General features: G+C 39.6%; 31 protein-coding genes and 1 riboswitch. Of the genes, 22 read left to right on the top strand and 9 right to left on the bottom strand.

Features of this window, described 5'->3' with window-relative positions; translation table 11 throughout:
* The first annotated feature begins 390 nt into the window (after positions 1-390).
* Together E2R53_RS11125 and E2R53_RS11120 are read left to right on the top strand one after the other, a co-directional pair.
* Complete coding sequence (locus E2R53_RS11125) at positions 391-927, top strand: RNA polymerase sigma factor (RefSeq protein WP_133311820.1); 537 nt, start codon at positions 391-393, stop codon at positions 925-927.
* Positions 902-2,407: a DUF4179 domain-containing protein gene (locus E2R53_RS11120; RefSeq protein ID WP_133311819.1), complete on the top strand. Its 1,506-nt coding sequence runs from the start codon at positions 902-904 to the stop codon at positions 2,405-2,407. The genes E2R53_RS11125 and E2R53_RS11120 overlap by 26 nt, the downstream gene beginning before the upstream one ends.
* A gap of 57 nt (positions 2,408-2,464) precedes the next feature.
* Here E2R53_RS11120 and E2R53_RS11115 read toward each other — a convergent pair whose 3' ends face one another.
* Complete coding sequence (locus E2R53_RS11115) at positions 2,465-3,256, bottom strand: DUF817 domain-containing protein (protein WP_133311818.1); 792 nt, start codon at positions 3,254-3,256, stop codon at positions 2,465-2,467.
* A gap of 189 nt (positions 3,257-3,445) precedes the next feature.
* Between E2R53_RS11115 and E2R53_RS11110 the strand changes: the two genes are divergently transcribed.
* From E2R53_RS11110 to E2R53_RS23245, 3 genes are all read left to right on the top strand, one after another.
* Complete coding sequence (locus E2R53_RS11110; protein ID WP_133311817.1) at positions 3,446-4,294, top strand: VOC family protein; 849 nt, start codon at positions 3,446-3,448, stop codon at positions 4,292-4,294.
* A 242-nt stretch (positions 4,295-4,536) separates the two neighbouring features.
* Positions 4,537-5,049 carry a DoxX family protein gene (locus E2R53_RS11105; RefSeq protein ID WP_133311816.1) on the top strand — a complete coding sequence of 171 codons (513 nt, stop codon included), beginning with the start codon at positions 4,537-4,539 and terminating at the stop codon, positions 5,047-5,049.
* The gene (locus E2R53_RS23245) at positions 5,033-5,209 is read left to right on the top strand and encodes a hypothetical protein (RefSeq protein WP_165970957.1); all 177 of its coding nucleotides are present in this window, start codon (positions 5,033-5,035) and stop codon (positions 5,207-5,209) included. Before E2R53_RS11105 ends, E2R53_RS23245 begins: the two co-directional genes overlap by 17 nt.
* Here the strand turns inward: E2R53_RS23245 and E2R53_RS11100 are convergent, their stop codons facing one another.
* Complete coding sequence (locus tag E2R53_RS11100; protein ID WP_133311815.1) at positions 5,210-5,695, bottom strand: DinB family protein; 486 nt, start codon at positions 5,693-5,695, stop codon at positions 5,210-5,212.
* Between the two features lie 280 nt (positions 5,696-5,975).
* On the opposite strand from E2R53_RS11100, the gene E2R53_RS11095 reads away from it, so the two are divergent.
* The 3 genes from E2R53_RS11095 to E2R53_RS11085 all read left to right on the top strand — a co-directional run bounded on the left by E2R53_RS11095 (position 5,976) and on the right by E2R53_RS11085 (position 8,799).
* Positions 5,976-6,995 (top strand): fatty acid desaturase, encoded by a 1,020-nt coding sequence (locus E2R53_RS11095; RefSeq protein ID WP_133311814.1) that lies wholly within the window; start codon positions 5,976-5,978, stop codon positions 6,993-6,995.
* 83 nt (positions 6,996-7,078) lie between these two features.
* On the top strand, positions 7,079-8,203 hold the full coding sequence (locus tag E2R53_RS11090; protein WP_133311813.1) for a sensor histidine kinase: 1,125 nt from the start codon (positions 7,079-7,081) through the stop codon (positions 8,201-8,203).
* Entirely contained in the window at positions 8,200-8,799 is a 600-nt protein-coding gene (locus E2R53_RS11085) for a response regulator transcription factor (RefSeq protein WP_133311812.1), read from the top strand. The genes E2R53_RS11090 and E2R53_RS11085 overlap by 4 nt, the downstream gene beginning before the upstream one ends.
* Before the next feature lie 112 nt (positions 8,800-8,911).
* Here E2R53_RS11085 and E2R53_RS11080 read toward each other — a convergent pair whose 3' ends face one another.
* Entirely contained in the window at positions 8,912-9,283 is a 372-nt protein-coding gene (locus E2R53_RS11080) for a nuclear transport factor 2 family protein (RefSeq protein ID WP_133311811.1), read from the bottom strand.
* 157 nt (positions 9,284-9,440) lie between these two features.
* On the opposite strand from E2R53_RS11080, the gene E2R53_RS11075 reads away from it, so the two are divergent.
* The gene (locus E2R53_RS11075; RefSeq protein ID WP_133311810.1) at positions 9,441-9,788 is read left to right on the top strand and encodes a winged helix-turn-helix transcriptional regulator; all 348 of its coding nucleotides are present in this window, start codon (positions 9,441-9,443) and stop codon (positions 9,786-9,788) included.
* A gap of 62 nt (positions 9,789-9,850) precedes the next feature.
* On the opposite strand, the gene E2R53_RS11070 is transcribed toward E2R53_RS11075, so the two are convergent.
* Complete coding sequence (locus tag E2R53_RS11070; RefSeq protein ID WP_133311809.1) at positions 9,851-10,321, bottom strand: DinB family protein; 471 nt, start codon at positions 10,319-10,321, stop codon at positions 9,851-9,853.
* A gap of 128 nt (positions 10,322-10,449) precedes the next feature.
* On the opposite strand from E2R53_RS11070, the gene E2R53_RS11065 reads away from it, so the two are divergent.
* From E2R53_RS11065 to E2R53_RS11045, 5 genes are all read left to right on the top strand, one after another.
* The gene (locus tag E2R53_RS11065; RefSeq protein ID WP_133311808.1) at positions 10,450-11,277 is read left to right on the top strand and encodes a GNAT family N-acetyltransferase; all 828 of its coding nucleotides are present in this window, start codon (positions 10,450-10,452) and stop codon (positions 11,275-11,277) included.
* A gap of 135 nt (positions 11,278-11,412) precedes the next feature.
* On the top strand, positions 11,413-11,985 hold the full coding sequence (locus E2R53_RS11060; protein ID WP_133311807.1) for an NUDIX domain-containing protein: 573 nt from the start codon (positions 11,413-11,415) through the stop codon (positions 11,983-11,985).
* Positions 11,960-12,499: a DinB family protein gene (locus tag E2R53_RS11055; RefSeq protein ID WP_133311806.1), complete on the top strand. Its 540-nt coding sequence runs from the start codon at positions 11,960-11,962 to the stop codon at positions 12,497-12,499. The genes E2R53_RS11060 and E2R53_RS11055 overlap by 26 nt, the downstream gene beginning before the upstream one ends.
* A gap of 277 nt (positions 12,500-12,776) precedes the next feature.
* Positions 12,777-12,932, top strand: a complete 156-nt coding sequence (locus tag E2R53_RS23240) for a hypothetical protein (RefSeq protein ID WP_165970924.1) — start codon at positions 12,777-12,779, stop codon at positions 12,930-12,932.
* 3 nt (positions 12,933-12,935) lie between these two features.
* Positions 12,936-13,415, top strand: coding sequence for a GNAT family N-acetyltransferase (locus E2R53_RS11045; protein ID WP_133311805.1), 480 nt, complete (start codon positions 12,936-12,938; stop codon positions 13,413-13,415).
* Positions 13,416-13,529: 114 nt separating this feature from the next.
* Here E2R53_RS11045 and E2R53_RS11040 read toward each other — a convergent pair whose 3' ends face one another.
* On the bottom strand, positions 13,530-14,285 hold the full coding sequence (locus tag E2R53_RS11040) for an alpha/beta hydrolase (protein WP_133311804.1): 756 nt from the start codon (positions 14,283-14,285) through the stop codon (positions 13,530-13,532).
* A gap of 163 nt (positions 14,286-14,448) precedes the next feature.
* Here E2R53_RS11040 and E2R53_RS11035 point away from each other — a divergent pair, with 163 nt between their 5' ends.
* Positions 14,449-15,672 (top strand): MDR family MFS transporter, encoded by a 1,224-nt coding sequence (locus E2R53_RS11035; protein ID WP_133311803.1) that lies wholly within the window; start codon positions 14,449-14,451, stop codon positions 15,670-15,672.
* A 129-nt stretch (positions 15,673-15,801) separates the two neighbouring features.
* Here E2R53_RS11035 and E2R53_RS11030 read toward each other — a convergent pair whose 3' ends face one another.
* The gene (locus E2R53_RS11030; protein WP_133311802.1) at positions 15,802-16,536 is read right to left on the bottom strand and encodes a YwaF family protein; all 735 of its coding nucleotides are present in this window, start codon (positions 16,534-16,536) and stop codon (positions 15,802-15,804) included.
* 149 nt (positions 16,537-16,685) lie between these two features.
* On the opposite strand from E2R53_RS11030, the gene E2R53_RS11025 reads away from it, so the two are divergent.
* Genes E2R53_RS11025 through E2R53_RS11010 form a run of 4 tightly spaced genes read left to right on the top strand, consistent with a single transcriptional unit; the run spans position 16,686 to position 19,749 of the window.
* Positions 16,686-17,219, top strand: coding sequence for a helix-turn-helix domain-containing protein (locus tag E2R53_RS11025; RefSeq protein ID WP_133311801.1), 534 nt, complete (start codon positions 16,686-16,688; stop codon positions 17,217-17,219).
* A gap of 11 nt (positions 17,220-17,230) precedes the next feature.
* Positions 17,231-18,010, top strand: coding sequence for a CPBP family glutamic-type intramembrane protease (locus E2R53_RS11020; protein ID WP_133311800.1), 780 nt, complete (start codon positions 17,231-17,233; stop codon positions 18,008-18,010).
* A gap of 19 nt (positions 18,011-18,029) precedes the next feature.
* Positions 18,030-18,929 (top strand): ABC transporter ATP-binding protein, encoded by a 900-nt coding sequence (locus E2R53_RS11015; protein WP_133311799.1) that lies wholly within the window; start codon positions 18,030-18,032, stop codon positions 18,927-18,929.
* Positions 18,922-19,749 (top strand): ABC transporter permease subunit, encoded by an 828-nt coding sequence (locus tag E2R53_RS11010; RefSeq protein WP_133311798.1) that lies wholly within the window; start codon positions 18,922-18,924, stop codon positions 19,747-19,749. Before E2R53_RS11015 ends, E2R53_RS11010 begins: the two co-directional genes overlap by 8 nt.
* A 616-nt stretch (positions 19,750-20,365) precedes the next feature.
* On the opposite strand, the gene E2R53_RS11005 is transcribed toward E2R53_RS11010, so the two are convergent.
* Positions 20,366-21,133 carry a SurA N-terminal domain-containing protein gene (locus E2R53_RS11005; RefSeq protein ID WP_133311797.1) on the bottom strand — a complete coding sequence of 256 codons (768 nt, stop codon included), beginning with the start codon at positions 21,131-21,133 and terminating at the stop codon, positions 20,366-20,368.
* A gap of 211 nt (positions 21,134-21,344) precedes the next feature.
* On the opposite strand from E2R53_RS11005, the gene E2R53_RS11000 reads away from it, so the two are divergent.
* Both E2R53_RS11000 and E2R53_RS10995 read left to right on the top strand, forming a co-directional pair.
* On the top strand, positions 21,345-22,820 hold the full coding sequence (locus E2R53_RS11000) for an amidase family protein (RefSeq protein ID WP_133311796.1): 1,476 nt from the start codon (positions 21,345-21,347) through the stop codon (positions 22,818-22,820).
* 13 nt (positions 22,821-22,833) lie between these two features.
* A complete protein-coding gene (locus E2R53_RS10995; protein ID WP_133311795.1) occupies positions 22,834-23,346 on the top strand; it encodes an acyl-CoA thioesterase in 513 nt (170 codons plus the stop codon).
* A 124-nt stretch (positions 23,347-23,470) separates the two neighbouring features.
* Here E2R53_RS10995 and E2R53_RS10990 read toward each other — a convergent pair whose 3' ends face one another.
* Both E2R53_RS10990 and E2R53_RS10985 read right to left on the bottom strand, forming a co-directional pair.
* A complete protein-coding gene (locus E2R53_RS10990; protein ID WP_206197375.1) occupies positions 23,471-24,118 on the bottom strand; it encodes a glycosyltransferase in 648 nt (215 codons plus the stop codon).
* A 55-nt stretch (positions 24,119-24,173) separates the two neighbouring features.
* On the bottom strand, positions 24,174-24,323 hold the full coding sequence (locus tag E2R53_RS10985; RefSeq protein WP_133311794.1) for a hypothetical protein: 150 nt from the start codon (positions 24,321-24,323) through the stop codon (positions 24,174-24,176).
* Positions 24,324-24,480: 157 nt separating this feature from the next.
* Positions 24,481-24,626: riboswitch (cyclic di-AMP (ydaO/yuaA leader) on the top strand.
* A gap of 100 nt (positions 24,627-24,726) precedes the next feature.
* Between E2R53_RS10985 and E2R53_RS10980 the strand changes: the two genes are divergently transcribed.
* Positions 24,727-26,553, top strand: a complete 1,827-nt coding sequence (locus E2R53_RS10980) for an APC family permease (protein ID WP_133311793.1) — start codon at positions 24,727-24,729, stop codon at positions 26,551-26,553.
* Positions 26,554-26,643: the final 90 nt, after the last annotated feature.

Raw genomic sequence — 26,643 nt, 5'->3', positions numbered from 1 at the left:
TGTTTTTTATGCAGCCGGCCAGCTTCTTCCTCAGCTCAAAACGTTGATCTGACAGGCTTGTATAAAAACGTGCATACCCGATAAATTCTCATGGAAAAACCCCTTGTTTATCAAGGGGTTTTTGGTTTGGTAACTGCCTAGAGGTTTCATTATGTTAGCTAGATTTGTTTAGTGTAATCATATAGTAATTGAGGATCTTGTTCAACTAAGGCCGATATTATTGATTAAGTATTTACGGAATAATGTGATAATTAATTTATACTATCGACCTCTAAAAGAGAGGGAGAAAAATCTATATTTAGGATTTTTTTCAATAAAAAAATTTAAAAACACAACTTTTGATTTGTTAGTACGTCTAAGTATTGAACATCAAGAAATGGGGGGGTAAATTTGTCGGAGTACAGAAAAGAAGAAATTGCTGATTGGTATGACCAACATAGTAAATCAGTTTTAACCTTTATTTTATTGTTGGTTAAAGATTACCAACAAGCAGAAGATTTGACCCACGATACGTTTGTTAAAGCATATTTGTATTATGATTCTTTTAAACATCATTCTAGTGAAAAAACATGGTTATTTAGTATTGCTCACAATCTAACGGTTGATTTTTTAAGAAAGCGTAAGCATAGCATGTTTTTTAAAGAATTATTTATTTCACAAAAAAACAATAATCAATTGCCTGAAGAAATTATAAAAATAAAAGAGAACTCATATGAACTTTATAAAGCGTTAGGTGAAATTAAAGATACATATAGAAAAGTGATCGTTTTAAGAAAGATCAAGGGTTTTTCTATAGAGGATACCGCAATGATTTTGAGCTGGTCTGAAAGTAAGGTTAAATCAACGCTTTTTAGGGCGATGCCAGTTCTAAAAAAACAATTATTAAAGGAGGGATTTTTAAATGAAGAAGCAATACGAAGATACTGAGTTTGATAATCCCTTAAAGAAGCTAAATTCTGATTTAATGTGGAATAAAACAAAAAAACTAGAAATAAAAAACCGAATTTTAGTTGATATTGAAAAGTTGGAATCTAATGAGAGAAATAAATACTCTATATTATCAACACATACTAAAAAGGCAAAAGTCAGCACCTTTAACAAAAGAAGTACTCTTTATAAAAGATTTTCATTAGCTATAGTAGTGTGCTTGTTTATTGTCTCTACATTAATTTTTACACCCGCATTAGCAGTAATTCAGGAGGTTTATGATAACATATTTTCGAGTAAACATATTGATGACACAGGTGTTAGGACTGCAATTAACCTGGGATTTGGTCAAGCTCTTGATCAAACATTTTATGATAAGAAACATGATATTACAGTGCATTTTGAAATGGTGATGATGGATGATAAGGAGACAAAACTGTTACTGACCTATCAAAGTGAAAAAACAAATTTAAAGAACTATTATCTAGATATTTTTGAAGGCGATACTTCGATTAGCCTGATTGTGGGAAATGAACGAAAAAAATTAAATAATGTGGGTTGGGGAAGCAGGTATTACGATAGTAAGGAAAATAAAGTGGCTGAGGCCGAATCTTTTGAATCAATCAAAGAATATGAAGGACAGAACATTCGATTAGAAATTGAAAACTTGACCATATATGATGACAACGAGGCTAGTACAGTTCATACGATTTGGCCACTTAGTTTCACACTCGATAAATCTGCCATATCAAAAAGAAAAACAGTAGAAATAAACAAAAATTTCTCTTTTGAAAGAGAAACATACAAGATTAAAAAGGTTGAGTTTTCTGCGCTGGAAACAAGAGTGGTTGTTACTGGATCTGACACGAAACTCCAAACAGATGAAAGTGGAATGCAATACAGGGTAATAAGTAAATTAGAACAAAAATTCCTTAATGCAAGGAAAATAGATGAAAAATACGGTTATACCGTTGACAATAAAAAATCTGGTGTATTTTTGAAATCAGCAGGCGAAAAAGTGGAGCCGATTTTTAGTAAGGGTGAAGTAGACGGAGCTAACGACGAATATATAATGATTTTTGGTCCGGTTAAGGATCGCCAAAACTGCATTCTTGAAGTTGGTAATGATATGAAAATCCCATTAAATAAAAGTGGAACTATAGAAAAACAAGCGGAAGAGAATGAAAAAACAAAAATAGACACATTGTTAGTTGAAAATGGATTTACAGCAGAACCACTGACGAATGATGAAAAAAAAGAAATGGATTTATATCTTGAAAAATATCCAAAAGAATTTTCAATTGATAGAACTGTAATAGGAAAAGTGAAAAATCATGAAAATTCAAAGGTTATAGAAGTTTCCATATCAGAAACATCTGGTATTCTTAGTGAAATTCAGGCTTTAAATGCAGAAGAAGCTAAAGTAGCAAGAAAAGAAAATGGTTTGTCTTTCATTCCTATTTATTTAAATCATGATTAAGATAGATAAAATAAATCCCCTTTATTAATTTAAAGGGGATTTGTATTTAAATATGGCTCATTGATCAGCAGTTACAGTTTCAACATGATTTCTGATCTCTTTAACATGCTTCAACTGAGCCACAATCATAAAACTGACAATGACAAGGAGCAGCCATGAGCTGATTTTGCCGATGTGGACAATTTCCCATTGCTGCTGCTGGTTTGGATACGCCCATGCCCCAAAGAATGTCGCAATATTTTCTGCAATCCAAATGAAGAATCCGATTAGAAAAAAAGATAAAGTAAGAGGCATGAAATAGGTTGTTTTGTTTACAGTGAAAGAGACAAACGTTTTTAGAAAAACAAGCAAGATTAGAAGTTTCAAAATCCATCGCACATCATAGATGTAATGATGCGTATAAAAGTTAAAGTAGATAGCAGCTCCGAGAATCACGACAATCCAAGATGCCGGCCAGCTGCTGATCTGCAAATCCATTCTTCTCCATGCCTGGCACATATAGCTTGCCACACTTGCATACATAAATCCGCTGTACAATGGTACCCCGAATACTTTGCTCACAGCTTCTTCAGGGTAAGCCCACGAACCCATCTGCACCTTATAAAGTTCAAGAGCAAGTCCAATAAGATGAAAGACAAAAATGACTTTCACTTCATCTGCTGTTTCGTACTTGAAAAGAATCATTAGAATCTGAACTGCAAGACAAATCAGCAAAATGAGATCGTAGCGGGCAATGAATGGAATTTCTATGTATTTTGTAAATGCGAGCGTTAGAAAGATAACCACTGGAAAAAGGCATGACATGGTTTGCTGGAATCCAAAGTGAAAAAGATTTTTTAGATGCTTCATAAGAACACCTCAGTTAATAAACATTCAGTTTTTCTATTAAGTATGATGGATAGAATTTGGGAAGTCTATAAAATTAAGTGATATATTTATCGGTCAATGTAAAATATTGCTTGACTTAAATTAGTTACGAAAATATAATTACTTACATAAAGTAAGTTTGAAAAAGGGATCATAAAGGGGGATTCATTTATGGAGTTTCATCAGCACCCGCATACCTATGTTGGCCAAGTCAGCATGAAAGTTCAGGATTTAAACAGGGCATTAGTGTTTTATCAGGATGTGATCGGTTTTAAGATTCTTAATCAAACTGAAAGGCATGCCAATTTGACAGCTGACGGCAAGACGGTTCTTCTGTCACTTGAGCAGCCGGATAATGTTTCACCTAAACAGCCTCATACAACGGGGCTTTATCATTTTGCTTTGCTGCTTCCAAAGCGCTCAGACTTAGGAAGAGTGCTGCAGCATTTGGTTCAGATCAGCTATCCGATTGGTGCATCCGATCATTATGTAAGTGAAGCTCTTTATTTAAATGATCCTGATGGCAACGGCATTGAAATTTATGCAGACCGGCCAGCATCTGAGTGGACATGGCAAGAGGGTCAGGTGTCAATGGCGACTGAACCGCTTGACGCACAAAGTGTCTTAGCTGAGGGGAAAGGTGAACCTTGGACTGTTCTTCCTGAAAAGACTGTAATGGGACATATCCATCTGCACGTTTCACATTTGAAGGATACAGAAGAGTTTTATGGCAAAGGTTTGGGATTTGAAGTTGTCACCCGTTATGGCAGACAGGCTCTCTTCATGTCAACAGGCGGCTATCATCACCATATCGGTTTAAATACTTGGGCAGGAGAAGGTGCTCAAGCTCCGTCCGAAAACAGCGTCGGGTTAAAATGGTTTACACTCGTCTATGCTGATGAAGAAGCTAGAAATAAAGCTATTCAGCAAGTAAAAGACTTAGGTGCAGTGGTTACGAAAGTAAACGCTGACTTTATTACGGCAGATCCATCCGGAAACCGGATTATCTTAAAAATTTGAATACATGATGCAGTCTTATTGGCGATGCCAGTAAGGCTGTTTTTTATGCCAAACTGCATAGAAAAAAATTCCATGAACATTTTGTGAAAGCGATTGTTTTCCTTAATAAATCGGAGTATAGTAAGGGTATAGAAAGTTAGTGAAAATATTCACAAACTTTCTTGACACAAGCTGGCTTGTTAAATTATTTTCCTTTTTTTAATTAATTATGTGAAAATATTCACAAAGAGGAGATGTTTAAGATGGCATGGTTTAGAGGAACAAAGATGGCAGTTGTTTGGACGGTTCTGCGAATATGGCTTGGAATACAATGGTTTGAAGCAGGCATTGGAAAAATTACAGGCGGTTTTGATGCAACAGGGTATCTGCAGGGAGCAATTGTGAAAGCGGGCGGAGATCATCCTGCCGTCCAAGGCTGGTATGCGGCTTTTCTGAAACATGCAGCATTACCAAATGCTGAGCTGATTAATGTTCTGGTTCCATGGGGTGAAGCACTTGTCGGAATCGCATTAATCGTTGGACTTGCAACATTGCCGGCTCTTTTAGCAGGTGCATTTATGAATCTGAACTTCATGCTGGCAGGGACAACAAGCACGAATCCAATACTCTATACCGCAGCTATGATTTTGATGGCAGCCGGTGCGGTAACCTGGTTTTACGGGGCTGACCGCTTTGTCATACCATATATCAAAAACAATTTAAATCGAAAACAAGGGCTGAAAAAAACGAAACAGCATCATGCAGCAGCTCATTAATGAAACCTGGGCAGAGGAGATCATATCTAGTATTTCTGTTCAGTTTCAGCACCTGAACATCTCGGTCAGCACGGATCCGCAAGTATTGGCAATTAGCGCCTATAATTGCGGATCCTTCTCTGCCTTAAAAGAGCTGACTAAGGTGCTTGCACTATTTTAATTAAGACGTCGGAGCTCCCATATCAGACCATTCTTCTTTTGAAGGTCCATAAGCGCCGGTTACTGGAAGTCCTGCCTGACGCATTAAGACAGTCAGCTGTCCGCGATGGTGGATTTCATGTTTAACGAAAAGAGATAATGTCATTCCGTTTTTCCACTGAAAACCAAACACTTCTTTCGTTTCCTGCATTTTCTCATCATCCCAATCACTTATGCCATCCAGCAGCGATTGAACCGTGACGCGGTATTGGTCCGCAATTTCTTCAGCAGCAGGGACTTCATTGTTTGCAGGTGCCTGAATCTTAACACCCATTGGTTCAAGCATTCCTCCAGCTGGCACTAAATGCCATGCCAGTTCACCAAGAGTACGATGCCCGGGTGCAATTTCTTGCATTAATGAAGCATCTGTTAATGCATTCAGCAATTTTTGTGTGACGGCTGCTTCATTTTTGTAGTCGCTGATAAAGCTCTGTACAGTTAAATACATGTGATTAGCTCCCATCCGATTTTAATTTACAAGAACATACGTACTGTTCATTAAATTCAATTCTCCATAAATACCTCATTTCCTTCTTAAAAATAGAAACGATTTTTTAATCTAAAAAAAAATGTATAGAATATTTTCAACCTGCAGAAAATGAATGTGGAAATCATCTCCATTCCCTATATGACATTTATCATGTATCTAACATGACACCTATGTCTGCACAGAGGATTGGATTGCGTCTATAATTTGAATTACCTTATTACGAAGGGAATCAAAAACTATGAGCAAAGAATTGCAAAGAAACTTACGAAAACAAGTAGCTCCATATGAAAAAGCAAATACGAAAGCAAGCATTATGCAGATAATCAATACATTAGGGCCCTTCTTTATCCTTTGGGCGCTTGCGTATCAGAGTCTGTCGATTTCATACTTCCTGACGCTTGGATTCGCTGTCCTTGCTGCCGGATTTTTAACAAGAATTTTCATTATTTTTCATGACTGCTGTCATCACTCGTTCTTTAAGAACCGAAAAGCAAATAAAATCCTTGGTACAATTACAGGTGTTTTAACCCTGTTTCCTTACAGCCAATGGCAGCATGATCATTCAATCCATCATGCAACAAGCAGTAATTTAGATAAACGCGGAACAGGCGATATTTGGGTTCTGACAGTGGATGAATATTTGGCAGAGCCGATGTGGCGCAGAATTGCGTACCGTTTATACCGCAATCCGCTTGTGATGTTCGGAATTGGACCAACCTACGTTTTTCTTTTCAAGAACCGTTTTAATAAAAAAGGTGCAAAAAAAGGCGAGAAAATGAACACTTACCTTACGAATGCATTAATTGCTGCAGCAGCGGCTGCTCTGTGTCTCACAATTGGATGGGAAGCGTTTCTTTTAGTACAGGGCCCAATTTTCTTAATCTCAGGATCTATGGGTGTATGGCTTTTCTATGTACAGCATACATTTGAGGATTCTTATTTTGAAGAAGATGAAAACTGGGATTATGTAAAAGCAGCTGTAGAAGGAAGTTCATTCTATAAACTTCCAAAGCCGCTTCAATGGCTTACAGGCAATATCGGCTATCATCATGTTCATCACTTGAGCCCAAGGGTGCCGAACTACCTTCTGGAAGAAGCACACAATAACACAGCGCCTCTTCAAAACATTCCAACGATTACACTTGCAACTAGCTTGCAGTCGTTGAAATTCCGTCTATGGGATGAAAGAAGCAAAAAGTTTGTGGGGTATAAAGAAATAAGAGCTCTCTCAAAAATGAGAAGCAGCCATCAAGTATAAGAATAATTGGAAAATACATGCAGTCTTAATAGGCTGCATGTGTTTTATTATGATAAAATAGTTAGTAAAAAGGAGTTTCCATCATGTTTAAACGATATTTTAATAACGGAATTTCTCCTTATATATGGGCCGTACTCAGCATTCTGCCATTTTATTTTATTCTTCAATCCTCCTCAACGGCTGAAATCATTATTGGCATATCTTTAACGATTTTATTTTTCATTATTTTCAGGTTTGCTTTTATTTCAAAGGGATGGCCGGTCTATCTATGGACGTGTCTGTTAATCGGTATTTCCTTTACATCGATGTATTTATACACTTATATCTACTTTGCGTTTTATATTGCATACCTGATTGGAAATGTGAGGGACCGGATCGCTTTTCTTACCCTTTATGTCATCCATTTAGTCGTGACCACGGCTGCCATTAATTTCAGTATCATTTTTCAGGAAGCATCTTTTTTAGAGCAGCTCCCGTTTATTATAATCACGTGCATCAGTGTCATTCTTCTTCCCTTTAATATCTATAATAAGAAGGAGAGGGGACAGCTTGAAGAAAAGCTTGAAGATGCCAATAAGAAAATCTCGGAGTTTGTAAAGCTTGAAGAGCGTCAGAGAATTGCCCGTGATCTGCATGATACGCTAGGTCAAAAATTATCGCTGATTGGTCTGAAAAGTGATTTGGCCAGAAAATTAATTTATAAAGATCCTGAAAAAGCACGTGAAGAATTAAAAGATGTTCAAGCTACTGCCAGGACAGCCTTAAACGAAGTGAGAAAAATGGTCTCACAAATGCGGGGCATCAGGCTTAAAGAAGAAATGGTCCGTGTCAGACAGATTTTAAAAGCAGCAGAAATCGAGTTTGTCCTTGAGCAGGATGCGGCACTTTCTAATGTTTCCTTGCTTACTGAAAATATATTGAGCATGTGTTTAAAAGAAGCGGTAAACAATGTTGTGAGGCACAGCAAGGCAAAAACCTGTTATTTCCGGGTTGAACAGACTTGGGACGGAATCGTGATGACGGTTCGTGACGATGGAATCGGCAGCATTACTGAGGGTGATTTTACAAAAGGAAACGGGCTGAACGGCATGAAAGAACGCCTGGAATTTGTAAATGGAAGTCTCGAGATCAGGTCAGAAAAAGGAACCACGCTCATTATAAAAGTACCGAATGATGTAAAACAAAAAGATAAGGAGGATCTCATATGATCCGAATCGTGATTGCAGAGGATCAGCAAATGCTATTGGGCGCATTAGGATCACTGCTGAATTTGGAAGATGATATGGAAGTTGTAGGGAAGGCTAATAACGGGGAAGAAGCTGTTGCCCTTGTGAAAAAATTCAAACCGGATGTATGCATCACTGACATTGAAATGCCTGGAATGAATGGACTCGAAGCGGCTGAGCAGCTAAAGGCAGAAGGCTGTAAAGTGATTATCTTAACAACGTTCTCACGTTCTGGATACTTTCAGCGTGCGGTAAAAGCCGGCGTAAGTGCCTACTTGTTAAAAGACAGCCCGAGCGAGGAGCTTGCAAGCTCCATCCGCAGCGTAATGGAAGGAAGACGAATCTATGCACCAGAACTCATGGATGATGTCTATAGTGAAGAAAATCCCTTAACGGAACGGGAAAAAGAAGTGCTGGAGCTGGTTGCAGACGGCATGAACACAAAAGAAATAGCCGAGGAACTAAGCATAAAAGCTGGAACCGTCCGGAACTATATCTCAACCATCTTTGAAAAGCTCGAAGTGAAAAACCGAATAGAGGCCATTTCCCAATCGAAGGAAAAGGGCTGGTTCAAATAAATGGCTGCAAACCTTGATAAAGTGGAGAACACTGGATTGAGGTTTTTTGTTTTGACTGGAAAAGTCTTTTTTTGAAATTATAATTGAAAAAAGCCGGCAATTGCCAGCTTGATTAAGAGTACTTGTTAAAAATGGTTTTATCTGATGGGATATTTTCCAGGTAGACAATTTTCCCTTCTTCATTCAGTTTGGCACGATCAATGCCGGATAAGGCATAGACTTTCCCTTGAATCGTTTTTCCGCAGACAGCCCAGTTCGTTTCGTAATATCCGCTCTGATCATTGAGCATCCATTTTTCAAACATGTGTTTGACTTCCGCGTTGTTTGAATAGAAAGCCTTAATGAAGTTTTCAAAGCCAATTTGTTTTGCTCCGTTTAAGACGATTTCAACTTTCGGTGAAAATAAGCTCAGCAGCTCGTCCATCGCTTTAGTGTCTTGTCCTGCTTGATCGAACAAATAAAAGTAGTCATTTAAAATTTTCATAATATCCCGCCTTTTTTCTATGATGTGAACGATAATTGCTATTATACTCCTGCTAAAATAAAATAAGAAGAAGGCACTTTTATATTAGATAACCAAATAGAATAAAGCAGGTTACCTGTAAGTTACCTGCTTACTTTTACTTAAGGCGGTCAAATCCATGGAGAATGAAGAGATCAGATCGGCAGCAGAAGGTTCATGCATCCCGATTATTGAAAATACCATAAGCATAATTGGAGGGAAATGGTCATTTTTAGTTTTGACTCAGCTGTGGGTGCATAAGAAGAGACGATTCTCTGAACTGCAAAGGTCACTTCCAAACGTAAGTTCAAAGGCTCTTACAGATACATTGAGAAGCCTTGAACACAACGGAATGCTTACGAGGGAAGTCTTTGCTACCGTCCCTGTTACGGTGGAATATTCCCTTTCCGAAAAGGGAGCGGACTTCCAAAAAGTCCTCCATGCAATGCAAGTGTGGGGCAAAAAATGGGCAGACGAAACGATGTGAAGTTCATAGTGCGAAAAAGGAAGGATGCAATGTAAAAAAATTGCATCCTTCCTTTTAAATTATCATGATTTTACAGCACGGTAGATCCGCTTAATTGTTTCAATATGCATGGCCTCATGATAAAAACTGAATAAAAAGGTCTCTCCTACAGTATGAAATGTAATGCCTGCCCGGTTGGTAAATGGTTCTTTCAGCTTTTGATGAAAGTGGCCGGGAATGTATTCTTTTAATCTATCCTTTTGATGATTCAGAACTTCTGAAATCTCGGCAAATGAGGGCGGTGTGCTCTTCCAATCAGAAGGTTTAGTGCCGGCGCTGAAAAGCTCCTTATAATTCCCGGGTACCCCTGATTCCGCACCAGAGAGTTCGAAAACAAGCTTTTCCTGTATGTAGGCAATATGGCCAAAGTTCCAGCGGATGTTATTGTTGTAACCTGCAGGAATAATGTCCGCTCTTTCCTCAGGTATTCTGCGGATTGTGTTTTCTGTAATGCCTCTAACAATCTCCATGTGCTGCATAATAGTTTGTTCCATGAAAAATCACTCCTTTACAGGGTTAATTCGTTTCTATACCCCGTTTTCCTTTTTTTAAAAGGATTTTCGATTTGTCTTAAAGAATAATACTTTGATGGTTCAAACTTTAAAGGTTCTGGAGGAACAAGATGTTAACTGAAAAACAGCTAAACGAGATTGAGGTGCTTCAGCATGAATGCGAAGCGTTTGATCAAATACAATTAAAATTGAACTGGGATATGCTTAAAAATCGTTCTGAAAATGAAAAAAATGATTTTCTTCATTATGAAGAAGGAAAGCTTGCGGCATTTTTGGGCATATACAGTTTTGGAAAAAAAGCAGAACTGTGCGGTATGGTCAAACCAGAGTATAGAAGAAAAGGAATTTTCTCTCAGCTAATGAAGCAGGTTTTGTCAGCTTGCACAGAGAGACAGTTCAGGGAAGTTCTTTTAAATGCTCCTGCAAAGTCTCCTGCTGCAAAAGATTTTCTAAAAACCATCTCGTGTAAATATGGTTTCTCTGAATATCAAATGAAATGGACTGAAAACGAGTATCCGGTTGAGGACCGCCGAGTTACTCTAAGAAAATCTGAACCTGCTGATCGTGAACTTGAGATTCAGCTGGATGTAAGCTGCTTTGGCTATTTGGAACAAGATGCATCCGATTACAATCATTCCATAAAAAGGGAAGACGATCAGGATTTTATCATCATTGAATTTGAAACCCAAGCAGTCGGGAAAATGCGTGTTTCTCATACGGGCGGGGAAGCCTGGATCTACGGCTTTGCAGTACTGCCTGATTATCAGGGAAGAGGAATCGGCAGAAATGCTTTGCAGAAAGTGATTGCGAAGGAAAATGAAGCAGGGTATCCGATCTTCCTTGAGGTTGAGGCTAAAAATGCTCATGCTCTTAAGCTATATGAATCATGCGGTTTCAGTTCGTTTCATGTGCAGGATTATTATGTCCTGCAGAATTAATTAAAAGTATTTTCCCACGGGGGGCGTTATCCATTCATTTGATGACGCCTGTTTGACTATGGTGCTTTTCATCATTTTCCAAATGAATGGTGGCAGATATGAAAACGAGAGCATACTCATATCAAATGACCAAGCATGATTCTGTTCACAGAATTCAGGGAGGAAAAGACCATCAGAAGCGGATCGGAATTTGTTGATTTTTTAATGGCAGATGAATCCGAATTGGATTCATTTCAGCCGTTGGCAGGATCTTTTGTAATTTTAAATTGCAGGGGTAAACTCCTGCTTTGTTTCAGTACAAAGAGAAAGCGGTGGGAGCTTCCCGGCGGAAGAAGGAAGAGCGGAGAATCTTCGAAAGAATGCGCGATAAGAGAATTATTTGAGGAAACAGGACAGTTTATTCCGCAGCTGGAATTTGCCGGTTTGCTGAAAAAAAGAAAGAAACGCACTGGAAAAATAAAATACAGTCCGATTTTTTTCGCTGATGCGGAGGAATTAATGCCATTTAAAGTGAATAAGGAAACATCAAAGATTATCTTATGGGATCTTTCTGAACACATAGGCATTATAGATCAAAAAGACTTTAGCCTTTTAATCTATTTAAAAGAAAGGCTGTTGGACGGAAATCGGACGCAGAATAAGAGTTTTAAGAGAGAAAAATATTCAATAAAGGATGAGGAGCATGAACAAACGCCCGGAACAAAATGAATATGCACCGTATTATGAAGGTTATATCAGCATGATACCTGAAGGCGATCTTGAACAAATACTAAAGGAGCAAGTGAAGGAAACCCTCCATTTGCTTAACGATCTTTCCGAGACACAAGGAGAATTCAAATACGCAGAAGGGAAATGGAGCATAAAAGAAGTGATCTGCCATGTTGTGGATACGGAAAGAATTATGGCATACCGTCTTTTATCTATTGCAAGGGGAGATGCAGTGCAGCTGCCTGGCTTTGATGAAAATGCATATGTAAATCAGGCGGATTTTAATAGAGAGAAGATGGAAGACCTCCTTCAGAATCTGTTCGTTGTCCGGGAGGGAACGCTGCTCTTGCTTAAGAGCTTAAAAGAAAAAGACTGGCTGAAACGTGGAACGGCAAATCAAGTGGATGTAACAGTACGTGCGATAGCATGCATCATTGCAGGTCATGAGCTTCATCACCGAAAAATCCTTAAAGAACGCTATTTGGGAGCGAAGGAATTTTCAGCTCTAGTCTAACCCTAGAATTCTAGAAAAAAAGCGGAATAAAGGTACATATATGAAAAAGCTGTGTCACATGTGGACACAGCTTTTTCAGAATAGCCCAGTCGCTTCTCCAATTCCGCTTGAAGCTCCTGTTAAAATCACAACTTTATTTTCAATGTTAGACATTTTCATAACCTCGCTTTGATAAGAATGATAAACAGGTATTTCAGTTTATAAAGGACGGTTTTCCCTGTTTGAACACAGTTAAACTTTATAACTGTATGCGGATAGAATGAAAGGAGCTGATTGAATGGACTCTGCCCTGCTGATGCTAGTGCCGCTTTTGCTTTATGCAGGAACTATTTTCCTTGGAATCTTTGCGATCATCTATTTTCTTAAATTAACAAAAGAAAGAAATGAAGTCTTAAAGGACATAAGAGAAGAGTTGAAGAAAAGGAAACTTTAGCGTATGCACTTATTAATAAAAAAGATAAATAGAAAAATGGCTGCTGACATTCTGAAGTGGACCTACGAGCCGCCCTATGATTTTTACAACATGGAACTTACCGAAGGCAATATAATTGGAATGCTTTCAAACTCTTATTATGCGCTCGTCGATGATAAGAGGAGATTGATAGGCTTTTTTTGCCTGGGAAAACCGGCTCAAGTTCCTGAAGGGCCCATGCAGGAAGTCTATTTAGAAAATATGATTGATATTGGACTGGGAATGAATCCGCATTTTACAGGTAAAGGAGCTGGTAGTGAATTCTTTTCCTATATTGTTTATCATGTACGGATTGGATTTCCAAACATGCCGCTTCGTTTGACCGTTGCTTCTTTTAACAAAAGGGCTATTCGCGTTTATCAGAAAGCAGGGTTTGTGGAGGCTGCGAGGTTTGATAAAGGAGGCGTAACATTTAAAGTGATGGTAAACAATGGCGGTTTGTAGAAGAAAAAAAAGCTGTTCTTCCAGATTCCCTATCTATATGAGCAATAAAATAGAGCATGAAATCTATGAATTGAGATTTCATGCCCTTAACTTGTTCATTTGAAATATTTAAACTCAAACTGCTGTCTGATTCATTACTCTTTCAATGAATTCCAGGGTCTTGTCAATGATCAGCTGCTGGTCATGGTCAAGTGTCGCGACATGGTAGCTGTTTTCAAGAGTAATCAGGTTTTTATCCTTTGAAGAAATCTCTTCATAAATGACCCGTGAGTTATCCGGCGGCACAACGTTGTCAACTGAGGATACAAAAATAAGCGCAGGGCATGTGATCTCGTTCAGCTTGTTTTTCACTATGTCCATAAGTTTATTAATCTCTTTTAATGATTGAACAGGTGTTTTTTCATAAGCAAGCTCAGTAACTGCGGGATTTTTAATGTCAGATCCAATTGCGTCGAGAAATCTTGCCTGAATTTGCTGGGCTCCTGCCATTGCCTTGATATCAATCGCTGCATTTATTGGGATGATCGCTTTTATTTCAGGATGATGCTGGGCGAGATAGAGAGTCAGCGTGCCGCCCATTGAGAGTCCTGTAACAAAAATGGTGCTGCAGCGCTCCGTGAGCCATTGGTACCCTTCTTCAACTGAAGTAGCCCAATCCTCATAAGTGGTTCCTTCCATTTCCTCATAGTGAGTTCCGTGGCCTTTAAGCCGGGGGCCGCACACCGTGTATCCAGCTTTTGCGTAGGCTTCTCCAAGCGGGCGCATGCTTTGCGTTGAGCCCGTAAATCCGTGTGATACGAGAATGCCGACTGAATTCCCTTCAAAATAAAAGGGTTCAGCCCCTTCGACTACCGGATATCTTTCTGACATTAACAAAACCTCCTGCCGATTATTTAAAAACCTCAACGTTTTACCATTCGCTATGAGACTTGCAATCTCCTACTAAAGGTTGAGAGTCATCCTCCCATTTTAGGATTCGGAAAATGAGAAATTGTGGTAAACTTTCTTTTATCACAAAGTGGAGGGTACATTCATGAAACAGCTTAAACAGATTCATCCGCTGGGGTGGAACATCTTAATCGGCACCATTTTCGGCAGAATGGCAACATCGATGAGCATTCCATTTCTGGCGATTTATTTAACTCAAGTAAAAGGTGTCTCAGCGTCCATGACAGGAACGATAATTGCCGTCAGCTCACTCGCCGGCATCTTATCAAGCTTTTATGGCGGCTATCTATCTGACAAACTTGGAAGAAAAAAAGTGCTGCTGACATCTATCTTTCTATGGGTGCTTGTGTTTATCGGTTTTGGGGTGGCAGACAGTGTGCTTTCATTTTTTATCATGAATGCGCTGAACGGAGTGTGCAGATCGGTTTTTGAACCAACCTCTAGAGCACTCTTGTCGGATATTACCGATCAGAAAAATAAGCTGCTGATTTTTAATTTGAGGTATGCGGCCATCAATGTCGGGGTTGTATTCGGACCAATACTCGGCATCTTTTTGGGGTCAGCCAAAACGACGTTTCCCTTTTACATTGCAGCTGCGATTTATACGCTTTATGGCATCTCGCTGCTGCTGACATATATGAAATCAGATCTTGCTGGAGAAGCAGCGCAAACAGCACGTATTGCCTTTGGGGAGGCTTTTCAAGTCACGAGAAAAGATAAGCTGCTTCTGTTATCTTTAGTCGGCATTATCCTTTGCATCACAGGATTTTCACAGCTTACTTCTACATTGCCGCAATACTTCGCCATGTCCCCTCAAATAAAAGACGGGGCCAAAACGTTTTCCATTCTGCTGTCGCTTAATGCGGTAGTCGTTCTTATCATTCAGTATCCGGTCGTCCGAATAGCAAAAAACTATTCTCCGATTAAATCGATTATGCTTGGAAATCTGTTTGTTGGAAGCAGTCTTTTCAGCTTTGCTTTTGTGGAAAGCATTTGGATGATCGGCCTGGTTGTTATCTTCTTTACAGTTGGGGAGGTCCTGCTCTTTTCAATGATGGATGTGCTGATTGATGCCATTTCCAATCCTGATATGAAGGGAACATATTTTGGCGCGATGGGCTTTACCCAGCTTGGGAACGTTCTAGGTCCATGGATTGGCGGGCTGCTATTGGATTCTTACGGTGTCAGTGATCCGTCCATCTTATTCGGCTGTCTCATGCTGATCACATTAAGCGGGCTGCCGGTTCTGCTGCTTGTGAAAAAAGAAATGGAGAAAGGGACACTGATAAAACAGCATGTTCATGTGTAGAGCAGAGGAAGCGTATAGTGTGCGCTTCCTGTTTTTTTGATGGTTTGAGATTAGACTAGATGTGTATAAATCGATAAGTGGAGCGGAAAGGAACGGACAACATATATAATCGAAAACACCAATCTTTGATTAAACGCTCTTACTCATACCTGTTTTCTTTTTAAATGATAAAAAAGGGATGAATAAAAGCAGAAAGAGCAAGAAAGCCACTATCTCCAAGGAAAGAATATACCAAGGATAAGGCCCTAAAAAATCAAGCGGAGTCGGGTTCACTGGTTTTCGGGATAAAAACATATAATTGCCGCCAGCCGTTTGATTGATGAAGAAAATAATAACAGCAGCTGCATTCAGAAATCCCATCGTTTTTAATACAGATCTAAAGGTTACTTTGTACCTTTCAACCCATACAAAGAAGAAGCAGGTTAAGATGATGACCGAATGCGTCATAAAAAAGTGAAAGAAACGCAGATGCGGAAAGTTATAGTTCAGTTCAGGCGTGAGTAATGCGAAGAAAGCTCCGGCAAGGCCGATAAAATAAACAACTTCAAATACCCGCCTGCTTTTTGTGAGCAGCAAAACAATACATAAGAATAGACTGATGCTGCACAATTCCAGCGGAAGAGTGTAGGCAGCATTCCACGTTCCGTTCAACGTCAGCCATAGGTGATAGGAGAGCTCGGAAACTAAACCGGTCCCTGCCAGAAACCAACTTGCTGCTCTATTTCTACTTGCATTCAGCAGCTTTTTTCGGAATAAGAAAAGGACCAATAAAGTCAGGAACAGCAGGAATAGACTTAAAAAGTGTACGGCTGAAAAGGCAACAAACGGGTTGTCTTCATAATTCTGCTGGAAAATCTGGTTCATAACACATCCTCCTCCTCTATAAAGAATAAGGGTTTCAGAGGATGATTAAAAGATAAAATTTGGAAAAAACAATTGATTATTATCAAAATATATATTATTATCATAAGTGATAATAAAACAAAGCAATGAATATAATGGAGGAAAATGATTTGAACAAATCAAAGATGAACCTGATCTTGCATCCTGTGAGAATGAAGATTGTTCAATCTCTGCTGAACGGCAAAGAGATGACCGTTCAGCAATTAGGGGTGCGGACGATAGATGTTCCACAGGCGACACTTTACAGACATCTTAATAAACTTCTTGAAGCCAAGATTATTCAAGTGGTAAAAGAAAACCAGATTAGAGGGACGATTGAAAAGGTATATGCGCTCAATGAACCATCCGTTCAGTCGCAGGAAGACTTCTTAAACTTAACAAGGGAAGAACATTTAGAACTTTTTATGAATTTTACAACCCAGCTGATGGGAATGTATGAGAGTTATTTGCAAAATGGAGAAGCGGATTTGGTGAAAGATGGAGTAAGCTACGCTGTAGCAAACGTCCATTTATCAGATTCAGAATTTACGGAACTGGTAAAGGGTATCGCTGAACTGCTCCAAAACGCGATGCTAAATGAACCTTCGCCTGAACGGACAGGAAGAAACATCGCAACGATTGTGATTCCTGATAAAAAGCCATAGGGGGAAGCGATATGAAAAAAACCGATTTGAAATTGGCACTGCTCATTGGAGTAATTTGTTTCGGAGCAGGATTCCTCCTGGTGCCGTATCAAATGAATGCGTTGACATCTGTACTGCCTGCGAGTGAATTGGAGAAGATGACTGGTGAAATATCGGCCGGATTTCTATCACTGATGACAGCGATTCAACTCTTTATTACAAGTTTTATTCTTTCATGGATCGGTTTCAAACTGGCGCGCAAAACGGGCTTTTCGTTTGAGATTCTTCAGTCATTGGCTGAAAAAGGACCAAAGAAATGGTTTTGTGCAAAGCCTCTGCTGCTTGCTGTCCTTCTTGGTACAGTGACCGGATTCATCATTGCCGGAGGCGATCGTTTTTATTTTGAAAAGCATATTCCTCAAATTGAAGCAATGAATCCGGAGTTTTCTTGGATCGGGTTATTTGCAGGTGCTCTATACGGGGGTGTCTTCGAAGAAACGATGCTGCGTTTATTCTTTGTGAGTCTGCTCGTATGGGTATTTATCAAAATTTTCAAAAGAAAGAACAGCACCTTTTACTGGGCAGCCATCACCATTGCAGCTCTAGTATTTGCTGGTGCCCATTTGCCTTTTACTACCCTGCTTTTTGGCGAACTTACAGGGATGATTATTTTCCGCTGCTTTTTGCTGAACGGGATCGGAGCCATCTTTTTCCGCTGGCTCTACTGGAAAAAAGGATTTGAATATGCCATTGTTTCGCACATGTTTGCCCATATTTCCATGCAGCTGCTGTTTATTCCATTATTCTATTAAAAAGGGAGCTTGAGAACAGATGATTGAAGTCGCGGGGGTTTCAAAAACGTTCGGAAGCCAGACGGTGCTGAAGAACGTGAATTTTAAAGCTGAACAAGGGAAGATTGTAGGACTACTTGGACCGAATGGAGCTGGAAAAACAACATTTATCCGCATATTAAACGGGGTTATAAAAGCGGACAGCGGAATGATTTCGATCCTGAATCATGATCCTGTGAAAAATGGCGATGAGATCAGAAAAATATCAGGCATTGTTACAGAAGGGGCAGGTTTGTACCATCAATTGAGCGGTGAGGAAAACTTAGCATTTTTTGCAGATTTATATGGGGTAAAGGATAAAGCAAGAATTCGTCAGCTGCTTCGGCTGTTTGATTTGGCTGATCATAAAGATAAACCTGCCGGAACATACAGTACAGGAATGAAAAAGAGGCTTGCTCTCGCAAAGGCGCTGTTGCACAGTCCAAAATTTCTGTTTCTGGATGAACCGACAAATGGCCTCGATCCGGACGGCATCAAAATGGTGCTCGCTTATTTGAAAAAATACAACGAGGAAACCGGCACAACGATGATCATCTGTTCTCACGTGTTGCATCAGCTGGAACCGGTTTGTGACTCCTTCGCGTTTCTTGAGAATCAAACCATTGTTGAACAAGGAACAAAAGCTGAACTTGAGAAAAAGTATTTAAAAGAAATAAAAATAAAAGTAAACACGAATCTGAAACTTCAAGGAAAAGAAAATATGGCTTTTCCTTATGAAAAATGGGGAGAAGGAGAAATGATTTTCACTCTGCCTGGAAAAGAAGATATTCCGTTCTTGCTGAAGAAGATTTTAGAAAACCATCATGTCTATTCTGCTGAGATAATAAATAATGATCTGGAATCCATTTATTTTAAAGTAAGGGAGAAGCATAATGAATAGGACCATGATGAAAGCAATCATAAAAAAAGATTTAAGAGATATTTTCCGCAGTAAAAACTTATTTGCTACGCTAATTATCATTCCGATTCTTTTTTCAGCGGTCATACCTGCAGCGATTCTGGGCAGTGCACTCTTTTTCGATATTGAAAAGCTTGCGGGCAATGATGCACAGAAGATGATCAGCAGTTTCCTGACTCAGCTGAAAAGTGAAGACCTCGCTCTTGAAACGACCGAACAGCAATTTGTTTTTTTATTTATCAACTATATGCTTCCGTCTTTATTTTTGCTGGTCCCGATTATCACAGCGAGTGTGGTGGCTGCCAATAGTTTTGTAGGCGAGAAGGAACGGCGTACACTTGAGAGTCTGCTTTTTTCTCCTGTTCCGATTAAAACCCTCTTTGTTAGCAAAATTCTTGGATCGTTTATTCCCTCGCTGCTTGTCTCTTGGCTGAGCTTTTTGCTTAGCGGTGTGATCATTAATGTACTCGGGTTTCAGCTGTTTGGACAAATGATCTTTCCGTCGGCCAATTGGCTTGCGCTGATCTTGTGTCTTTCGCCGATGGTGTCTCTCATGACGGTTTTGCTTAACGTCTTTATTTCCTCGCGTGTCAAAACGTATCAGGAAGCGCAAAACATAGGAGGCTTGATTATTCTTCCTGTTGTGGGAATGATGGCCGGCCAGGCAAGCGGATTGTTTTTGGTTGGCGCACAGATTACGCTGCTGATCGCTCTTGCGATTTTTATTGTGAATGTCATTTTGCTGCAGAGAATCACGAAGTATAATGACAGGTATGTGCTGTTTGAAAAGCAGATTCACTGAGGATGTTTTTAAAATGAATGTTGTTTTTCGCTTCAGGAACTTGCTTTACGCGAGGAGCATGGGAGCATCTTCGGCGCTGCCTGTGGGGTCTCCCAATTTGCTCTAAATCCCGCAGGAGTCAAGTTTATCCGCTGCAATCCACTTAGAGTTGAAAGAATCTAGTCTATTAGCAACAATATTTACGAAAAGAGCCTTGATTATAAATATTGTCAGCGATCTTGCCGGGGATGTTCTCAGCTTTCGTGCTTGGTGTATGAAGACAATAAAACAGAATAGCAGCTTCAAAGTGGAATCAACCGCATCCTATGAGGACAAAAATTCAGAATAGCAGCTTCAAAGTGGAATCAACCGCATCCTATGAGGACAAAAATTCAGAATAGCAGCTTCAAAGTGGAATCAACCGCATCCTATGAGGACAAAAATCCGGAATGGCAGCTTCAAGGTGGAATCAACCGCATCGTATGAGGACAAAAATCCGGAATGGCAGCTTCAAGGTGGAATCAACCATTGTTTCTGCTGCAATCCACTAAGGGTTGGTAACATAAAATCACAAAGCAGCTAACCAGAGCTATATGAAAAAAACCCCCGCAGCCAAACGGCAGCGGGGGTCATTTCATTAAATCTTAAGATCAATCTTCGCGCTTTTCTTTAGTTCTTCTACTTTTTGAGCAAGCTTCTCCTGCTGTTTTTGCTGCTGAAGAGATTGTTCAATCTGCGGTTTTACTTCTTCAAGCTTTGGCACTTCCTGTCCGCTGCTTTTTCCTTGCTCTGCATATTGATCATACGTTTTTTGAATTTCTTCATCTGAGATCTCGCCTGCAGGCACTTCTTTTTCAATATACTGTCTGAATTTAATATCATCAGCAATTTGAGCTTCAAGTGTTTTCATGTCCATGCCTGATTTTTTAAGAGCGGCTTCGAATTCTTTTTCTGTTTTAAACTGTTTTTTCGTTTCATCAAGCTGTTTTTTTACGTCTTCATCAGATGCTTTATAGCCTTTTTTATCTGCCTCTTGAAGAAGCAGGGTTTGTCCGACTAAGCTGTCCAGTGTTTGTTTTTTCACTTGCTCTGCAGCTTCTTTAGAAGTAGGGTCTTGTCCCATTTGCTGCATTTGGCCCTGAGTTGATTGAAGGACGCTGTTATAGTCGCTGCCAAGGATTTTCTCGTCATTTACAAGAGCAACAGTTTTCTTTTCATCTACTTGCTGTTTCTCTAATTTCTTTTGCATTTCTTCCATTTGCTTTTGCTGATCCTTCTGCTGATCAGTTTCGGCTGTTTTTGCTTTATCATCATTTTTCGCTTCTTTGCTTTCTTCATTTCCTCCGCATGCTGCTAAAACAACGGCCATTAGACCGGTTATTAATGGTAACATCACTTTTTTCATAATCGATCTCCTTCCTTCAAGCTAGAAGTATAATTTTTCTTTTGAAAAAAAATCATCTAGTGCGCATTATAAAGGAAATTCAGTGAAAAAGAAACCTTATGCGGCCGATCTGAAGAATTGTAACAGGATTGAAACGTTTAAAATCAGTAAATGGCAATAAGGAAATATGTTAGAATATGGATATCAAATACATCAATTACTGGAGAATCTTATGGATATCAAATGGAATCCGGTTTTAAAGGAAGAATTAACGGCAACTGCTCTGCAAAACGCGATGAATGCGGGTCAACTTACAGCAAAAGAACTTGTAATGTATTACATGTACCGGATCGCGAAATATGATCAGGCTGGTCCAGTCATCAATTCCATTCTAGAAGTAAACCCTGATGCTTTTTTCATAGCTGAGGCATTAGATCATGAAAGAAACACCAAGGGGCCAAGAGGGCCGCTTCATGGAATACCAGTGCTGCTTAAAGATAATATAGAAACAAGTGATGCTATGCATACAAGCGCAGGTACGCTTGCTTTGGAAAACTATCTGCCTGAAAAAGATGCATATCTCGTAAACTTGCTCAGGCAGTCAGGTGCCGTTATTTTAGGAAAAACAAATATGACAGAGCTTGCGAATGGGATGTCATCTGAAATGTGGGCTGGTTATAGTTCGAGAGGCGGACAGGTGCTAAATCCATATGGCGATTTCTTTGTAGGGGGATCAAGCTCGGGAGCTGCGGCTGCAGTTGCTTCTAATTTGGCGGTATTGGCTGTCGGAACTGAAACGGATGCTTCTATTTTAAGCCCAGCCATTCAAAATTCTGTCGTTGGAATTAAGCCCACAGTAGGCCTTATTAGCCGTACAGGAATGATTCCGTTTACATATTCACAGGACACAGCAGGACCAATTGCAAGAACTGTGGAAGATGCTGCCCTGCTGCTTTCAGCACTTGCTGGGCCGGATCCATCAGATCCTGCCACCTTAAAAAGCGATGGGAAAAAGGATTATTCCGTTTTCTTAGATCCAGAAGGGTTAAAAGGTGCAAGAATTGGAGTCTTTAAGGATGCAGATGAAGACTATTTTCAATCTGGTGAATATGATGAAGGCTTATTCAAAGATGCTGTTGCGGGCTTTAAGGATCTTGGGGCAGAAGTTATTGAAGATATCATCATTCCATCCTTTCATAGAAAGTGGAGCTGGAATGTTTTATTTTATGAACTGAAGCACAGCCTGGACAACTATCTCGCTAAGCTTCCTCCGCAACTGCCGGTACATTCTTTATCTGAGCTGATCAAATTCAATGAAAATCATAAAGAATATACGCTGAAATATGGTCAAGATAAACTTGAAAGCAGAGCGAAGCTGCCATATTCATTGAGAGCACCTGAATATATACAAGCAAAAATAGAAGATATATACTTTTCACAGCAGGAAGGTATAGATTATGCATTGAAAAAAGATAAGCTGGACGCCATCCTTTTTCCTTCGTATATTGGTTCAACTATCTGTGCAAAAGCTGGTTACCCTTCAATTGCCCTGCCTGCAGGATATATGGAAAGCGGCAGGCCTTTTGGGATTACTTTAGCGGCATCTGCTTTTAGTGAGGGGCTTTTAATCAAGTTTGGCTACTCATATGAACAGCATACGAAGCAGAGAAGAAGTCCCAGCTTGGCGAAGCCAATGAGACAGAAATAAAAAGGAGATTACCATGAAACAGACACCTAACAGCAAACCATGTTCAGAATCAAGAGTTTTTCAAACAAACCGTGTACTGCCGCCTGACACGAACAATCATCACACGTTGTTCGGAGGGAAATTAATGGCTTCAATAGACGTTGTAGCCTCCATTTCAGCTGCCAAGCATTGCCGTTCAGAATGCGTCACGGCATCAATGGATTCGGTTGATTTTCTGCATCCGATTCGTCCGACTGATGCGGTGCACCTTGAATCTTTTGTTACATACACAGGAAGATCATCGATGGAGATATTTGTGAAAGTTACGGCAGAAGATTTAGTGAGCGGTGAATCAAGAGTCGCAGCGACAAGCTTTATCACGTTTGTTTCACTGAATGAGCAGGGAAAGCCAAAAGAAGTTCCAGGAGTTTACCCTGAAACGGATGAGGAGAAATATTTATTCGAATCAGCAGAGGAGCGCTCCCTGATCAGGAAAGCGAGAAGAAAAGCAAGTATTGCGTTTTCTGAGGAAATTAAAAAATATTGAGTGATATGGTTAAAAAGGGAAGATCCATTGCGGGTCTTCCCTTAATACTGACTGAAAGTGGAATTATACTGATAAAATGCGATTTCCACTGTTAGAATCCATTGATAAGCCTTCGATCGTGCCTCTAAAATTTATCCGGAAACTGCTTCATGATTCCTGCAGAAAGAACATCGGCCATCATCAGCAGATGGTCTAACCCTTTATCAAATGCAAGTATACTCGCATTCCAATCCTTCTTAAGTCTTGCCGTTACATCATCTGTAATGAATTGCAGATGCATATATAATGCTTCCTTCAGCTCTTTTTCAGACCAATTCGGGTTGGCGCTGCTCAAGAACTTCGCAATGTCATCAGCATTCTTATACCATTCTGCATGAAACTTCTTAAAGTCTGATTGATTGCCGCTTTTTGCAGCTGCCGTTAATTTTCCTGCAATCAGAATGTGATCTCTTAATAGTTCCGCAAGTTTGTTTCCTGCTTCTTCCCCGTAATAAGGTTTAATGGCATTGCCGATGTCATCCTGATTTTTCAAAAGTCTTGCAAGCAGTTCTTTTTGATTTTCAAGTCCATTAATCGAGCTGACAATATAGCTTTTTGTCCAAATCGCATGATCGATCCAGAGCCTTCTCATGTCTTCTTTTAAAGCAAGGGCTTCTTTTGTGATGCATTCCTCGCGTGCCTGTGTCATTTCTTTTGCAACAGCTTTTATAGGCGACATGACGAGAACTAAGGACATAATCAGCATTCCAGCAGTCATAAAAAGTTTTTTCAATTGGAAAATCTCCTTTATAAAAGTATCATGTAACTTAAATAATTTGCATGTAACCTTACGTTTCATTCAGATTTTTTTCTTCCGCAAGAAACTCTCTTTCTGCTTCTTCATTTGGATCATTATCAAAACCGTATATATCATTGATCTCTTTTGCCACTTCTTCTAAAAATTCATCAGATAATAGCGGAATGTTATCTTTATTCATCAATATCCTCCTGTCAAATGTTTGAAATTAGTGTTCGCGCCAAGCGGCAATATCATACATTTTATTGCCGAAAGCAGATTGATTTAAAAAAGTCAAGAAAAGTGAAAAAATTAATTACAGCTCAGTAATTTAGGAGTATGATAACAAGCGGTTTGATTTTTATTTTTCGCTTAATCCGAGAGGAGCGGGGAACCCGATTTTGTAATAATTTTTGCAAAGGGGTGAATCCTATTTATGTAGGTAGGGATACTCTTTTGTCCCGAATCCGTCAGCTAATCCCGTAAGCGTTAGAAGAGTGGATGTGCAGTTAGTGAGCATGCGTTTTTAATATTGATGTTCTTTATTTTTTTAAAAAATTTCATTACCTCCTGATCATTTTAAAAGAAAATTTGGTGGTGCAGAAATGTTATCAATGCTTAAAAGAATAATCATTGGTGCTCCCTTAAAGTCGACAGAGTTAGGCGAGCAAAAATTAAACAAAAAGAAAGCGCTGGCTATTCTATCTTCAGATGCATTATCTTCTGTAGCGTATGGGCCAGAGCAGATCCTGCTTGTCTTGGTAACAATAAGTGCTGCAGCATTTTGGTATTCCATTCCAATTGCTGTAGGGGTACTCTTTCTGCTGACAGCTCTGATCTTATCTTACCGGCAAATTATTTATGCTTATCCTCATGGCGGGGGGGCGTATGTGGTCTCGAAAGAAAACCTTGGCGAAAATGCAGGTTTAATTGCAGGGGGCTCACTCTTAGTTGACTACATATTAACAGTTGCCGTGAGTGTCTCGGCAGGAACAGATGCGATTACTTCTGCCTTTCCTGACTTGCATGATTATAATGTCGAAATTGCCTGCTTGCTTGTTGTTTTTATTACCATTCTTAATTTACGGGGAATCACAGAATCAGCATCGATTTTAGCCTATCCAGTCTATTTGTTTGTTTTGGCCCTATTTATTTTAATAGGGGTAGGCATATTTAAAATCATAACCGGGGATGTTTCACCGGATTTGCATGAGCCTATTGGGACTCCAGTTGCAGGCATTAGCTTGTTTTTGCTGTTGAGGGCATTCGCTTCAGGAAGTTCTGCGTTAACTGGAGTTGAAGCAATCTCAAATGCGATACCGAATTTTAAGGATCCTGGTCCTAAAAACGCAGTCAGAACGCTGATGGCAATGGGATTATTGCTTGCTATTTTATTCTCGGGAATCGTATTTTTAGCTTATTACTTCGGGATCGCTCCAAAACACGAAGAAACAGTTGTTTCCCAAATTGCAGCTGATACGTTTGGAAGAAACTTTATGTATTATTTTATCCAGGGAACGACAGCTATGATTCTTGTTCTAGCTGCCAACACCGGATATTCTGCTTTTCCTTTGCTTGCATTCAACCTCGCAAAGGATAAATACATTGCAAGAATGTTTACAATGAGAGGCGACCGATTAGGGTATTCAAATGGGATCATCACTCTCGGAATTACGTCCATTTTATTAATTATTGCTTTTCAAGGCCAGACAGAACAGCTCATCCCGCTTTATGCAGTGGGCGTGTTTATTCCATTTACCCTGTCTCAGACCGGTATGCTTGTGAAGTGGCTGCGTGAAAAGCCTAAGGGGTGGCCTGTTAAACTTGCGATAAATTTAACTGGCGCCCTTATCAGCTTTCTTGTCATGATGATGTTCTTCATTACAAAGTTCTCTCAGGTATGGGCCGTGCTGATCTTTTTGCCTCTTATCGTTTTAGGGTTTCACCAAATTAAGAAACACTATTTGGCCGTTGGAGATCAGCTGAGACTCACAACATGTGAGCCGATCAAGCCGATTGAAGGGAATGTCATTATCGTTCCGGTAGCCGGAATGACTCATGTTGTAGAGAATTCTTTAAACTATGCAAAATCATTATCCGCAGACCAAATTATTGCGGTTTATGTTTCATTTGAACGAGTCGATGAAAAAATCTTCGAAGATAAATGGAACAAGTGGCAGCCGGAAATTCGCCTTGTAACACTGCAGTCTTATTACCGAAGCATCATTCAGCCATTGACTAAATTTATTGATACAGTTGAGAAGAAAGCAAGTGAATCAAACTATAGAGTGACAGTTTTAATCCCGCAATTTATACCAAAGAAAAGCTGGCACAACATTCTTCATAACCAGTCTAGTATTTTAATCAGAACGTTTTTGCTGTATAAAAGAAATGTCATTGTCACTACCGTACCGTATCATTTGAAAAAATAGCAGGAATGTCAAGGAGCTCATGGAAAGAGCTCCTTTTTTTAAGGTTAACAAAAATCACAATATCTTGACTTTTTATAAAGCGGCTACTAA

The organism is Peribacillus frigoritolerans (genome assembly GCF_004358755.1).
Lineage (GTDB): Bacteria > Bacillota > Bacilli > Bacillales > Bacillaceae > Bacillus_P.
Note: the sequence above shows the minus strand (reverse complement) of the source record. Positions and strands in the feature narration are given on the sequence as shown.